The organism is Nonomuraea sp. NPDC049714 (assembly GCF_044465295.1).
Classification (GTDB): Bacteria; Actinomycetota; Actinomycetes; order Streptosporangiales; family Streptosporangiaceae; genus Nonomuraea.
Genome location: NZ_JBITLM010000004.1, coordinates 188,238 through 200,284 on the forward strand (window position 1 = coordinate 188,238; position 12,047 = coordinate 200,284).

Sequence of the window (12,047 nt, forward strand, 5' to 3'; positions counted from 1 at the left end):
CCCCGATATTGCTAGCCGAGCTTAGAGGGGGACCGTGGGTCAGGCGTCCGGGGGGTTCGGGGACTTGTCGGGAGCGAAGAGACCGCCGAGGCTCTCCAGCACCTTGCCCATCTCCGACGGGACGATCCAGAGCTTGTTGGCGTCGCCCTTGGCGATCTCCGGCAGGGTCTGGAGGTAGTGGTAGGCCAGCAGGTGCTGGTCGGGTTTGCCCTCGTGGATGGCCTTGAAGACCATGCCGATCGCGTCCGCCTGCCCCTTGGCCCGCATGGCCTCGGCCTCCGCGTCGGCCTGGGCGCGCAGGACCGCCGCCTCCGCGTCGCCGCGGGCCCGTAAGACGGCCGCCCGCTGCTCGCCCTCGGCCTCCAGGATGGCCGCCTGCCGTTGCCCTTCGGCGGTGAGGATGGCGGCCCGCTTGTCCCGGTCGGCGCGCATCTGCTTCTCCATCGAGTCCTGGATGGAGGCCGGCGGGTCGATGGCCTTGAGCTCCACCCGGTTGACGCGGATGCCCCATTTACCGGTGGCCTCGTCGAGAGTGCCCCGCAGCTCGGTGTTGATGTCCTCGCGGGAGGTGAGCGTGCGCTCCAGGTCCATACCGCCGACGACGTTGCGCAGCGTGGTGACGGTGAGCTGCTCGACGCCGGTGAGGAAGTTGGCGATCTCGTAGGTGGCGGCCTTGGGGTTGGTGACCTGGAAGTAGATGACGGTGTCGATGGAGACGACCAGGTTGTCGGAGGTGATCACCGGTTGCGGCGGGAAGGAGACGACCTGCTCACGCAGGTCGATCAGCTCCTTGATCCGGTCGACGAACGGGACCACCAGGTTCAGTCCGGGATCGAGGGTGCGGTGGTAGCGGCCGAGCCGCTCGATGATCGCGGCCGTGGCCTGCGGGATGATGCGGATCGTCCGCGCCACTCCGAAACCCACCGCCGCGACCACGACGAGGGCGACGATGAGCTGCTCCACGGTCATGGCGACGCTCCGAAGTGGAATGATCCGACTTCGTGAATGATATTTGGTTTATACGGTGAGTGGCCGTAATAGAGCGATCTAGTACGGCCTGGCGTACCAACGGCCTTGGGCATTGCGGTCCAGCGTCAGCGGCACCCCGAACGTCTGCGACAGGCTGTCGGCCGTCAGGACGTGCTCGATCGGCCCCTGGTCCACGATCGCGCCGTGCCGCAGCAGCAGCGCGTGCGTGAACGCGCTCGGCACCTCCTCCACGTGATGCGTCACCAGCACCAGCGCGGGCGAGCGGTAGTCGCCGGCGAGCACGGCCAGCCGGCGCACGAGGTCCTCGCGACCGCCCACGTCGAGCCCGGCCGCGGGCTCGTCGAGCAGCAGCACCTCGGGATCGGGCATCAGCGCCCTGGCGATCTGCACCCGCTTGCGCTCCCCCTCCGACAGCGAGCCGAACCGCCGCCGGATCAGATGCGCGGCGCCCATCATGTCGATCAGCTCGACCGCACGGGTCACGTCGTTGGAGTCGTACTCCTCGGTCCACCGGCCCAGCAACGCGTAGGAAGCCGTCAGCACCAGGTCGATGACCTTCTCGTCCGCCGGGATGCGCTCGGCCAGCGCGGAGCTCGCCAGCCCGATGCGCGGCCGCAGGTCGAACACGTCCGCCTGCCCCACCCGCTCCCCGAGCACCTCGACGATCCCGTCACTCGCGAACAGCGTCGTGGCCGCCAGCTGCAGCAGCGTCGTCTTGCCCGCCCCGTTGGGACCGAGGACGACCCACCGCTCGTCCTCGTTGACGGTCCAGTCGATGCCACGAAGCAGGGTCGCCCCATCGCGTCTGAACGCGACATCCTGGAAGCGCAGCACCTGACCACCCATTCCTCGTTCCCCCCTTAGGAGTAACCCACGGGGACAAACCTATTGCAGGGCGAGCGCATATCGTGGATCGGTGCGCCCTGAATCGCCTGTCTGCCCCGCGCTCGTCGCCTGGGGCAACGCCTGGCTCGCCGGTCACGTCGGTCTCGACGAGGCGGCTGACCACGTGGAAGCCGTCGCCGGACCCACCGTCGTGGGCCAGGTGCCGTTGCGTAAATACCTTGCCAACCTGCGCGTCGACCGGCTGAGCGAGCTCCGGCTCGCGCTGCCGGCGCCCGGCGACCCCTTGGGGCTGTCCGGGCCCGCGGCGTTCAACTCGGCCGCGGTCGACGCCGGGCAGGCCGCCATCGCCGTGCTCCCCGACCGGTGTCTCGGGCTGGTCCCCTCGCTGGACCTGCGCGGGTCGTCCTACGTGGGCGTACGGCTGGACGTGCACGAGACGGGCCCCGTACGCCTGGACCTGCCTTCGGTGGCGGAGGCGGAGCGGGAGCTGTCGGACGCCGTGCGGTCGGCGACGGACGCGCTGGCGTCCGTGGACGGCCCCGCGCAGAGCCGCCCTGACGACCTGGGACGCGGCGGCGAGCTCGCGCCCGGCTATCCCGCGCGGGCCCACCGGGTCTCCGCCCTGGCCACCCGGCTGGGCGCGGTGCTGCGGCTGGTCGAGGAGCGCGGGCTCACCTCGGGGCAGATCGCCACGCGCGGCGCCGTGCTGCGCGAGCTCGACCGGGCCGTACGGCGTGCGGTCGTGGCCGCGCACCACGCCATCTTCGAGCCGCTGCGCAACCAGTAGGGACCGGGTCAGGTCGTGCGGTAGAGATCAACCAAGGCCGTGGCGGACGGCGTAGAGAGCCGCCTGGGTCCGGTCCTGCACGCCCAGCTTCATCAGCACGTTGGAGACATGGGTCTTGACCGTCTTCTCGGCCACGGCCAGATTTCGGGCGATCTCCCGGTTGGAGCAGCCCGCCGCGATCAGCGCGAGCACCTCCCGCTCGCGCTCGGTCAGCGACGTGGGCGCCGGCACGGTGTTGCTGTTTTGGCCGGTTTGGCTGCTTTGGCCGTCGGCCAGCATCGCCTCGGCCGCCTCCGGCGCGAGCAGCACCTGTCCCCCGTGGACGGCGCGCACGCCCTGCACCAGCGCGGACGGGTCCACGTCCTTGTAGAGGAAGCCCGCCGCTCCGGCCCGCATCGCCGGCGCGACGTCCGCCCGGTCGCTCACCGAGGTCAGCACGACGATCCGGGTGGCCGTGCCGGTGAGCCTGCCCAGCGTGGCCAGGCCGTCGAGCACCGGCATCTTGAGGTCCAGCAGCAGCACGTCCGGCGTCAGCCGCTCGACCAGCTCGACGGCCTCCGCGCCGTCGCCCGCCTCGCCGACGACCGTGATGTCGTCCTGCAGATCCAGGAACGTGCGCAGGCCCTGCCGCACCACCGGATGGTCGTCGGCGATCAGCACCCGGATCACACGCCCACCTCCACACACACCGTCGTCCCCTGGCCCGGAGCCGAGCTCACGGTCATCACCCCGCCCACGGACTCCGCCCGGTCCCGCATCGACACCAGCCCCAGACCCCGCGACCCGCCCTGCTCGAAGCCCACGCCGTCGTCCCGCACGGTCAGCGACAACCTGCCGCTCTCGTACGCCAGCCGCACCGACACCTGGTCGGCGCCGGAGTGTCTGAGCGCGTTGTGCAGCGACTCCTGCGCCACCCTCAGCACCGCCACCTCGACCGCGGAGTCCATCGGCGGCAGCTCCCCGGCCTCGAAGGTGACCAGCGAGGGATGCAGGCGGTCGAGCATCCGCACGTGCTTGCGCAGGGTCTCGGCCAGGCCGTGCCGGTCCAGCTCGGCCGGCCGCAGCTCGACGATCACCGCGCGCAGCTCGGACAGCGCCTCACCGGCCAGCCGCTGCACCCGCTCCAGCTCGACCGCGGCCTTGTCCGGGGCGCTGTCGAGCATGGCCCCGGCCGCCTGCGCGGTCAGCCTGAGCGAGAAGAGCTTCTGGGTGACGGCGTCGTGCAGCTCGCGGGCCACCCGGTTGCGCTCCTCCAGCATGGCCAGCTCGCGACCGCGTTCGTACAGCCTGGCGTTGGCCAGCGCGATGGCGGCGTGCGCGGCGAAGAGCGTCAGCAGGTCCTGGTCGTCCTCGGTGAAGCCGCCGGGGGTGCGCTTGTTGGCCAGGAAGATGATGCCGAGCACCTCGCCGCCGTCGAGGATCGGGACGCCGAGGAAGTCCTTCATCACCGGATGCGCCTTCGGCCACCACTCGAACCTGGGGTCGTCGCGCAGGTCGGGCAGCCTGACCGGAGCCCCCTCGCGGAGCATCGCGCCGAGCATGCCATGCTGTCGCGGCAGCGGCCCGATGGCGTCCCACTGCTTGTCGGTGATGCCCTCGGCGACGAACTCGGCGAAGGAGCCCTCCTCGTCGGGCACGCCGAGCGCGGCGTAGCGGGCGTCCAGCAGCCGCTGCGCCGAGCGGACGATCACCTGCAGCACCTCGCGCACCGACAGGTGACGGGTGACGGCGAGGACGGCGGAGCTCACCGCCTGCAGGATCTCGGCTCGTTCGGCAGGCACGGCACCCACTCTATGGTCCTAGGACGATATGCCCAGGCCCTGCCGGGCCTTCCGCCCGATGTGCGCGCGGCGGCCGATTCCTACCGTCGAGACATGACGAACACCGCACTCATCACCGGCGCCTCCCGCGGACTCGGCCTCGCCCTTGCCAGGTCCCTGGCGGCGGCGGGCTGGCATCTCGTCCTCACCGCCCGTGGCGCCACCGACCTGGAGCGGGCCGCCGCCGAGCTGGGCGCCACCGCGATCCCCGGCGACGTGACCGATCCCGCGCACGTCGCCCGGCTCTCCCGCGCCGCACCCGAGCTGGACCTGCTGGTCAACAACGCGAGCGGGCTGGGCGCGACCCCGCTGCCGCCGCTGGCCGGCTACCCGCTGGAGGCGTTCAGGGACCTGCTGGAGACCAACGTGACCGCCCCGCTGGCGCTGATCCAGGCCACGCTGCCCACGCTGCGCGCCCGTCACGGCGCGATCGTGAACGTCACCTCCGACGCCGCGAGCGGCGCCTACGAGGGCTGGGGCGCGTACGGCGCCACCAAGGCCGCGCTGGAGCAGCTGTCGAACGTGCTGGCGGCCGAGGAGCCCCGCGTCGCCGTCTGGTGGGCCGACCCCGGCGAGATGAACACCCGCATGCTGGCCGACGCGGTCGGCGAGCAGGAGGCCGCCGCCGCCACCGACCCGGCCAAGGTCGCCGCCACCCTGCTCGACCTGGTGCGCTCCAGGCCCGCCAACGGCCGGGTGAGCCTGCAATGACTCCTGCAGCGACTCCGCCGATCACCCCTGCGACGACCCCTCCGACGACCACTTCGACGGCCTCTTCGACGACCCCTCCGACGACCACTTCAACGACCACTTCGATGATCACGCCGCTCGACTTCACGCTGCCGCCCGCGCTGTCCGCGCACGAGCCGCCGGAGGCCCGGGGACTCGCCCGGGACGCGGTCCGGATGCTCGTCTCCAGCGGCGACCGCGAGCCCGCGCACCACCGCTTCACCGACCTGCCCCGCCTGCTCTCCCCCGGCGACCTGATCGTGGTCAACAACTCGGCGACGCTCCCGGCCGCCGTCCGGCTGGACCGGCTCGCGGTGCACTTCTCCACCGCACGGGAGGACGGCACCTGGCTGATCGAGCTACGCCGCCGTACCTCCACCGCGAGTGAGCCGTACGACGGCGGCGAGCCGGGCGAGTGGCTGCCGATGCCGGGACGGGCGACGCTGCGCCTGCTCGGGCGCGAGACGCCGCGCCTGTGGCGGGCCGAGCTGGACCGGGACGTGGAGGCGTACCTGCGCGAGCACGGACGGCCGATCCGCTACTCGTACGTGGACCGGGACTGGCCGATCGAGGCCTACCAGACCGTGTTCGCCACCGTGCCGGGCAGCGCCGAGATGCCCAGCGCCGGCCGGCCCTTCTCCGCGGAGCTGGTGACGGCCCTGGTGGCCCGCGGCATCGGGATCGCGCCCATCACCCTGCACACGGGGGTGGCCTCTCCGGAGAAGGACGAGCCGCCCTACGCCGAGCGCTACGAGGTGCCCGAGGCCACCGCCCGCCAGGTCGACCTGGTCAGGAGCGGCGGCGGCCGGGTGGTGGCGGCGGGCACCACCGTGGTGCGGGCGCTGGAGACGGCCGTGGACGGCGACGGCCGGGTGACGGCGTCGGCCGGCTGGACCACCCGCGTCATCACCCCCGAGGCGGGCGTGCGGGTGGTCACCGGGCTGATCACCGGCCTGCACGAGCCGCGCTCCAGCCACCTGCTGATGCTGAGCGCGATAGCCGGGCGACCGGCGCTGCGCCTGGCCTACGAGGCGGCCCTGCGGGAGGGCTATCTGTGGCACGAGTTCGGCGACACACACCTGATCATGACCGGCTGATCTACGCGAAAGCCGTACCTGCTACGCGAGCACCAACTCGGGCGCAGTACCGTGGTCGAATGTGGACCAGCGTACCCTCCTGATCACTCTCACCGGCCCTGACCGGCCAGGCGTCACCTCGCGCCTGTTCTCCGTCCTGTCCGGCTTCCCCGTGACCGTGTCCGACATCGAGCAGGTCGTCATCCGTGGCCGCCTCACGCTCGGCGTCCTCGTGACCTACGCCGGCGGCCCGTCCACCGGCACCGGCAGCACGCTCGGCGCCATGTGGACCGCCGTGGAGCGCGTCGCCGAGGACCTCGGAATGGAGGTGGAGCTCTCCACCGGGTCCCAGACCAGGGAGCACCGCCGCCGTGGCCGCCTGTCGGTGAGCGTCCTGGGCGCCACCCTGCAGCCGGCGGCCATCGCCGGCATCGCCGGACGGATCTCCGCCGCCGGCGCCAACATCGACCGCATCGAACGCCTCGCCCAGTGGCCCGTCACCTGCATCGAGCTGTCGGTCTCCGGCGCCAACCCCGACCAGCTCAGGATCGACCTGGCCGCCGAGGCCGCCGCCCAGCAGGTCGACGTGGCCGTGCAACGCACCGGCCTGTCACGGCGGGCCAAGCGGCTCATCGTGATGGACGTCGACTCCACGCTCATCCAGGGCGAGGTCATCGAGCTGCTGGCGGCCCACGCGGGCTGCCTCGAAGAGGTGGCCCGCGTCACCGAGGAGGCCATGCGGGGCGAGCTCGACTTCGCCGAGTCGCTGCGCCGTCGCGTCGCCCTGCTCGAAGGGCTGTCCGCCGAGGTCTTCGAGCAGGTGCGCAAGGAGGTCGTGCTCACTCCCGGCGCCCGCACGCTGGTGCGCACCCTCAAGCGGCTCGACTTCCGCTTCGCCATCGTCAGCGGCGGATTCACCCAGATCACCGACGCCCTGGTCGACGACCTGGGCATCGACTACTCCGCCGCGAACGTGCTGGAGGTCGTCGACGGCAAGCTGACCGGCCGGGTGGTGGGCGAGATCGTCGACCGGCCGGGCAAGGCCAAGGCGCTGGAGCGCTTCGCGCACGAGGCCGGGCTGCCGATCAGCCAGACCGTGGCGATCGGCGACGGCGCCAACGACCTCGACATGATCGCCGCGGCCGGGCTGGGCATCGCGTTCAACGCCAAGCCCGTCGTCAGGCAGGCCGCCGACACCGCCGTCAACACGCCGTACCTCGACTCGATCCTCTATCTGCTGGGCATCTCCAGGGCGGAGGTGGAGGCCGCCGACGCCGAGGACGGCCTGCTGTCCCGCTGAGTTGTCAGTGGTTTCAGTGGTTCTCAGTGGCCCTGGTGCTCCTTGGGACTCCACAGGGTGACCAGGCTGCCGTCGCCCGGCCAGAGATCCGCCCACGCCGACTCCGTCCGGATCACCGCGAACGCGCCCGGCGAGAAGCCGAAGTCCTCTCCGGTCAGCGACAGGGCCAGGTCCAGCACGCCCGGGTTGTGGCCGCACAACACGACGGTCCGCCGCTCCGGCTCGGCCTGGTGCACCAGCTCCAGGAGTTCCTCGGCCATGCCCTGATAGATCAGCCGCTGATAGTCGGTCTCGACCTCGGGCAGGGCGAGCTGGGCGGTGCGCCTGGTGCGTTGCGCCGGCGAGCACAGCACCAGGTCGGGCTCCAGGCCCAGGCCGCGGATCTCCGCACCGGCCCGCTTGGCGTCCAGCTCGCCGCGATCGGTGAGTTGCCGGTCGTGGTCGGGAACGCCAGGCGCCTGGCCGGCCTTGGCATGGCGCAGCACGATCAGCGTGCGCATCGTGATCATCCTCTCGACGCCCAGATGGCGAGTCCGACGAGCACCGCCAGGATGGCCAGCATCACGAGCAGGATCATGGCCAGCGTCTTTCCACCGGAGGGCGGCTTGTCTTCCATCCGCCAAGTTTCGCACCGTGACCGCCCGCCCGGCCAACGCCCCCCGACACGGCACGACGCCCGCTCCGGTCGTACGTGGAGCGGGCGTCGTCAGGCAGGTCAGGAGGCCACGGGCTCCGTCTTCCTGTCGTTGTCGTTGTTGATCGGCTCGACGGTGACCGTACGGCGCTTGGAGACGATGATCGCGCCCACGACCACGCCGACCGCGAGCACCGTGATGCCGATGCGCACCGCCGGGTTGCTCGCGTAGAGCACCACCGAGGGCGCCACCAGCAGCGCGACCAGGTTCATCACCTTGATCAGCGGGTTGATGGCCGGGCCTGCGGTGTCCTTGAAGGGGTCGCCGACCGTGTCGCCGATGACCGTGGCGGCGTGCGCCTCGGAGCCCTTGCCGCCGTGGTGGCCGTCCTCGACGAGCTTCTTGGCGTTGTCCCAGGCGCCGCCGGAGTTGGACAGGAACACGGCCATCAGGGTGCCGCACGCGATGGCGCCCGCCAGGAAGGCGCCCAGCGGCGCGTAACCCAGCGCGAACCCGACCGCGATCGGCGTCAGGACCGCCAGCAGGCCAGGCGTGGCCAGCTCGCGCAGCGAGTCCTTGGTGCAGATGTCGACCACCCGGCCGTAGTCCGGCTTGACCGTGCCGTCCATGATGCCGGGGTTGTTGCGGAACTGGTCGCGTACCTCGAAGACCACCCGCATCGCGGCCCGTCCGACCGCCGAGATGGCCAGGCCGGAGAAGAGGAACACCACCGACGCGCCGATGATCAGGCCGACCAGCACGTTGGGCGCGTCCACGCTGAGGCTGAACGCGGATCCGGCCGGCAGCTCGCCCTCCACCGCCGTCCTGAAGGCGCCGAACAGCGCCGTCGCCGCGAGCACCGCGGTGGCGATCGCGATGCCCTTGGTGATGGCCTTGGTCGTGTTGCCGACCGCGTCGAGGCTGGTGAGCACCTGGGCGCCCTCGCCCTCGACGTCGCCGGACATCTCGGCGATGCCCTGCGCGTTGTCGGAGACCGGACCGAAGGTGTCCATCGAGACGATGACGCCGACCGTCGTCAGCAGCCCGGTGCCGGCCAGCGCGACCGCGAACAGCGCGACCGTCACGTTGCCGAAGCCGAGCAGGAACGCGCCGTAGACCGCGCCACCGATGATCAGCGCAGAGTAGACGGCCGACTCCAGGCCGACGCTGATGCCGGCCAGGATGACGGTCGCCGCGCCGGTGCGCGAGCTCTCGCCGATCTCACGCACGGGGCGCCGGGTGGTCTCGGTGAAGTAGCCGGTCAGCAGCTGGATGGCGCTGGCCAGGACCAGGCCGATGAGCACCGCGCCGATCGCGATGATCCGCGGGTCGGCGTCGGACTGCACGCCCGAACCGGACAGGGCGCTGAAGCTGCTGGGCAGGTACCAGAAGGCCGCCACCGCGACCAGGACCGCGGAGATCGCGGCCGAGATGAAGAAGCTGCGGTTGATGGCGGCCATGCCGTTGCGGTCGCCGTCGCGCATGCGGGTGACGAAGATGCCGATGATCGCGGTGATCACGCCGATCATCGGGACGATGAGCGGGAAGATCAGGCCTTCCTCGCCGAAGGCGACCCGGCCCAGGATGAGGCTGGCGACCAGCATGACGGCGTACGACTCGAACAGGTCGGCCGCCATGCCGGCGCAGTCTCCGACGTTGTCGCCCACGTTGTCGGCGATGGTCGCCGCGTTGCGCGGGTCGTCCTCGGGGATGCCCTGCTCGACCTTGCCGACCAGGTCGGCGCCGACGTCGGCGGCCTTGGTGAAGATGCCGCCGCCGACGCGCATGAACATCGCCAGCAGCGCCGCGCCGAAGCCGAAGCCTTCGAGCACGCCCGGCGCGTCACCCTGGTAGACGAAGACGACCACCGCCGCGCCCAGCAGGCCCAGGCCGACGGTGAACATGCCGGCCACGCCGCCGGTGCGGAAGGCGATGCGCATGGCGAGCTTCTCGCCCGACTCACGGGCCGCGGCGGCGACGCGGACGTTGCCGCGCACGGCCAGCCACATGCCGATGAACCCGGTCAGGGCGGAGAACACCGCGCCGACCACGAAGAAGATCGAGCGGCCGATGCGTACGTCGGTCTCGCCCGGTAGCAGAAGCAGCAGGAAGGGGATGATGACGACGAAGATCGCCAGTGTGCGGAACTGCCGCGTAAGATAGGCGGCGGCCCCCTCCTGAACGGCACGGGCGATATTTTGCATGCGCTCCGTGCCCTGGTCGGCGGCCAGCACCTCGCGCACCAGGCCGCCTGCGACGGCTAGCGCGATCAGTGCGACCGCGGCGACCACGATCACGATGGTGAGGTTGTTAGAGCTCAGGGCCAGATTGGACGCTGGCTCCAGTGCCAGCAAGTGCCTAGACATCGTTCTCCTCGGCAAGACCGGTCGTCCTGCCCGGGTGGCGCTGCAATGTCGGCTGGGCGGGTGCGGCACCATCCGGGTTATGGGTGCCGCTTCCGGTTGAATCCGCGGTTTCGCCAGATCACCTTGGCCGGTGCCGGGAGTCTACGCAGGGGATTCTCAGATATGAAGGCTCTGGACGCGGGGAATTGTGCGCCTGTCCAGTAAGCGCCTGACAGCGGGGCGTTTTGGGATCTGACAGGCGGTATTTCCCCGGCTTTACGGGCATGACTGCGCAGAAAAAAGTGCCGACCGAAACCGCCCGGCGAGTCGCGCGCACATGAGCAAGACCGGAGCCTCCGTAAAAATCTTCGGAGACTCCGGTCTCACGGCACACGAGCACGTCCGGCGGCGGCCGACGCCGCCGGCGGGTCGCGCCGTACACCGCCCTGAACGCCCCTCTGCGACGCTACGCGACCGTGGGTGACTTGGGTGTCGCAGGTGTCCTTAACGCCGGCCTGCGGGCTTCCTGGAGCCTCCGGAACGCTCCTACGGGAGGCCCGGTCAGCTCGGGTGGCCGTTGACGGCGGGCCAGCTCATGCGGATGCGCATGCCCTTGGGGCTGGGAAAGACCTCCACGTCGTCGGCCAGGCCCGCGATCACGGCGATGCCGAAACCGGACATGAACGAGTCGGAGAGCATGCCCAGATCAAGGGGTTGCTCCTGCTTGATCTCATCACTGGGCGCCTGGTCACTGACCGTGACCTCGAACCGCCCAGAGTCGTCCTTGAGCTCGATGCGAATGGGCTCGCCCGGGCAGTGTGCGCGATGCGCCTCGACCGCCCGGGAGCACGCCTCACCCACGGCGAGCCGGACCTCGTCCAGCAGGGACTCCTCCACGCCGGTGCGGCGGGCTATCGCCGTCGCCACCAACCGGGCGGTCCGCACATGGGCGGGAAGAGCGCTGAACGTCAGCTCGACGGTAGCCATGCTACTTGTCTTTGCCGTGAGCTTCCTTGGCTTCGTCGACCGAAGCGTAGATCCCGAAGACCTTGGTCAGCCCGGTGATCCGGAAGATCTTGAGGATGCGCTCCTGGGTGCACACCAGCTCCAGGGAGCCGTCGTGCGCACGAACTCGCTTGAGCCCACCGACCAGGACACCAAGACCCGTCGAGTCCAGGAAGTCCACCTTCTCCATGTTGACGAGCAGGTGGAAGTTGCCCTTGTTCACCAGGTCGATGAGAAGCTCACGCAATCTCGGCGCCGTGTAGACATCGATCTCACCTTCGACCTCCACGATGGTGAGTCCGTCTTCGGTGCGGTGATCCAACTTCAGATCCACAGATCCTCCAGCGCCTCGCCTGCGAAACTACCCTTGCGGGCCTGGCACTCTGGAGTGCCGGACCCCGACGCGCGGCATTCAACCACGCGCCTGGCTTGTGTCTACACGAAATCACGATTCCCGACGACTTTGCCCACGGACGCAGACTGGAAACAGTGACTTCCTCCGCATCCTCCCCAC

12 protein-coding genes are annotated in these 12,047 nt (G+C 70.4%); 4 read left to right on the plus strand and 8 right to left on the minus strand.

Translation table 11 applies throughout. The features are described 5' to 3' along the window. Positions 1-39: 39 nt before the first annotated feature. Both ACIBQX_RS18260 and ACIBQX_RS18265 read right to left on the minus strand, forming a co-directional pair. Positions 40-969, minus strand: a complete 930-nt coding sequence (locus tag ACIBQX_RS18260) for an SPFH domain-containing protein (protein WP_397005823.1) — start codon at positions 967-969, stop codon at positions 40-42. Between the two features lie 78 nt (positions 970-1,047). Continuing rightward, the gene (locus ACIBQX_RS18265; RefSeq protein WP_397005825.1) at positions 1,048-1,836 is read right to left on the minus strand and encodes an ABC transporter ATP-binding protein; all 789 of its coding nucleotides are present in this window, start codon (positions 1,834-1,836) and stop codon (positions 1,048-1,050) included. Between the two features lie 70 nt (positions 1,837-1,906). Between ACIBQX_RS18265 and ACIBQX_RS18270 the strand changes: the two genes are divergently transcribed. Next, entirely contained in the window at positions 1,907-2,623 is a 717-nt protein-coding gene (locus ACIBQX_RS18270) for a hypothetical protein (protein WP_397005827.1), read from the plus strand. A 27-nt stretch (positions 2,624-2,650) separates the two neighbouring features. Here the strand turns inward: ACIBQX_RS18270 and ACIBQX_RS18275 are convergent, their stop codons facing one another. Together ACIBQX_RS18275 and ACIBQX_RS18280 are read right to left on the minus strand one after the other, a co-directional pair. Beyond that, positions 2,651-3,292 (minus strand): response regulator, encoded by a 642-nt coding sequence (locus tag ACIBQX_RS18275; RefSeq protein WP_397005829.1) that lies wholly within the window; start codon positions 3,290-3,292, stop codon positions 2,651-2,653. Further along, on the minus strand, positions 3,289-4,404 hold the full coding sequence (locus tag ACIBQX_RS18280) for a GAF domain-containing sensor histidine kinase (RefSeq protein WP_397005831.1): 1,116 nt from the start codon (positions 4,402-4,404) through the stop codon (positions 3,289-3,291). The genes ACIBQX_RS18275 and ACIBQX_RS18280 overlap by 4 nt, the downstream gene beginning before the upstream one ends. 93 nt (positions 4,405-4,497) lie before the next feature. On the opposite strand from ACIBQX_RS18280, the gene ACIBQX_RS18285 reads away from it, so the two are divergent. From ACIBQX_RS18285 to serB, 3 genes are all read left to right on the plus strand, one after another. Continuing rightward, a complete protein-coding gene (locus ACIBQX_RS18285; protein ID WP_397005833.1) occupies positions 4,498-5,154 on the plus strand; it encodes an SDR family NAD(P)-dependent oxidoreductase in 657 nt (218 codons plus the stop codon). Between the two features lie 104 nt (positions 5,155-5,258). Then, positions 5,259-6,269: an S-adenosylmethionine:tRNA ribosyltransferase-isomerase gene (locus ACIBQX_RS18290; RefSeq protein WP_397005835.1), complete on the plus strand. Its 1,011-nt coding sequence runs from the start codon at positions 5,259-5,261 to the stop codon at positions 6,267-6,269. 61 nt (positions 6,270-6,330) lie between these two features. After that, entirely contained in the window at positions 6,331-7,548 is a 1,218-nt protein-coding gene (serB, locus tag ACIBQX_RS18295; protein WP_397005837.1) for a phosphoserine phosphatase SerB, read from the plus strand. Between the two features lie 23 nt (positions 7,549-7,571). Here serB and ACIBQX_RS18300 read toward each other — a convergent pair whose 3' ends face one another. The 4 genes from ACIBQX_RS18300 to ACIBQX_RS18315 all read right to left on the minus strand — a co-directional run bounded on the left by ACIBQX_RS18300 (position 7,572) and on the right by ACIBQX_RS18315 (position 11,867). Further along, positions 7,572-8,048, minus strand: a complete 477-nt coding sequence (locus ACIBQX_RS18300; RefSeq protein WP_397005839.1) for a SixA phosphatase family protein — start codon at positions 8,046-8,048, stop codon at positions 7,572-7,574. Positions 8,049-8,263: 215 nt separating this feature from the next. Then, the gene (locus ACIBQX_RS18305) at positions 8,264-10,549 is read right to left on the minus strand and encodes a sodium-translocating pyrophosphatase (RefSeq protein WP_397005841.1); all 2,286 of its coding nucleotides are present in this window, start codon (positions 10,547-10,549) and stop codon (positions 8,264-8,266) included. 540 nt (positions 10,550-11,089) lie between these two features. After that, on the minus strand, positions 11,090-11,515 hold the full coding sequence (locus ACIBQX_RS18310; RefSeq protein ID WP_397005843.1) for an ATP-binding protein: 426 nt from the start codon (positions 11,513-11,515) through the stop codon (positions 11,090-11,092). A gap of 1 nt (position 11,516) precedes the next feature. After that, positions 11,517-11,867, minus strand: a complete 351-nt coding sequence (locus tag ACIBQX_RS18315) for an STAS domain-containing protein (protein ID WP_101786510.1) — start codon at positions 11,865-11,867, stop codon at positions 11,517-11,519. Positions 11,868-12,047: the final 180 nt, after the last annotated feature.

Excerpts from the sequence above, each read along its gene's own strand:
- ACIBQX_RS18260 (WP_397005823.1), bottom strand. The coding sequence starts at position 969 with ATGACCGTGGAGCAGCTCATCGTCGCCCTCGTCGTGGTCGCGGCGGTG.
- ACIBQX_RS18265 (WP_397005825.1), bottom strand. The coding sequence starts at position 1,836 with ATGGGTGGTCAGGTGCTGCGCTTCCAGGATGTCGCGTTCAGACGCGAT.
- ACIBQX_RS18285 (WP_397005833.1), top strand. The coding sequence starts at position 4,498 with ATGACGAACACCGCACTCATCACCGGCGCCTCCCGCGGACTCGGCCTC.
- ACIBQX_RS18290 (WP_397005835.1), top strand. The coding sequence starts at position 5,259 with ATGATCACGCCGCTCGACTTCACGCTGCCGCCCGCGCTGTCCGCGCAC.
- ACIBQX_RS18300 (WP_397005839.1), bottom strand. The coding sequence starts at position 8,048 with ATGCGCACGCTGATCGTGCTGCGCCATGCCAAGGCCGGCCAGGCGCCT.
- ACIBQX_RS18305 (WP_397005841.1), bottom strand. The coding sequence starts at position 10,549 with ATGTCTAGGCACTTGCTGGCACTGGAGCCAGCGTCCAATCTGGCCCTG.
- ACIBQX_RS18310 (WP_397005843.1), bottom strand. The coding sequence starts at position 11,515 with ATGGCTACCGTCGAGCTGACGTTCAGCGCTCTTCCCGCCCATGTGCGG.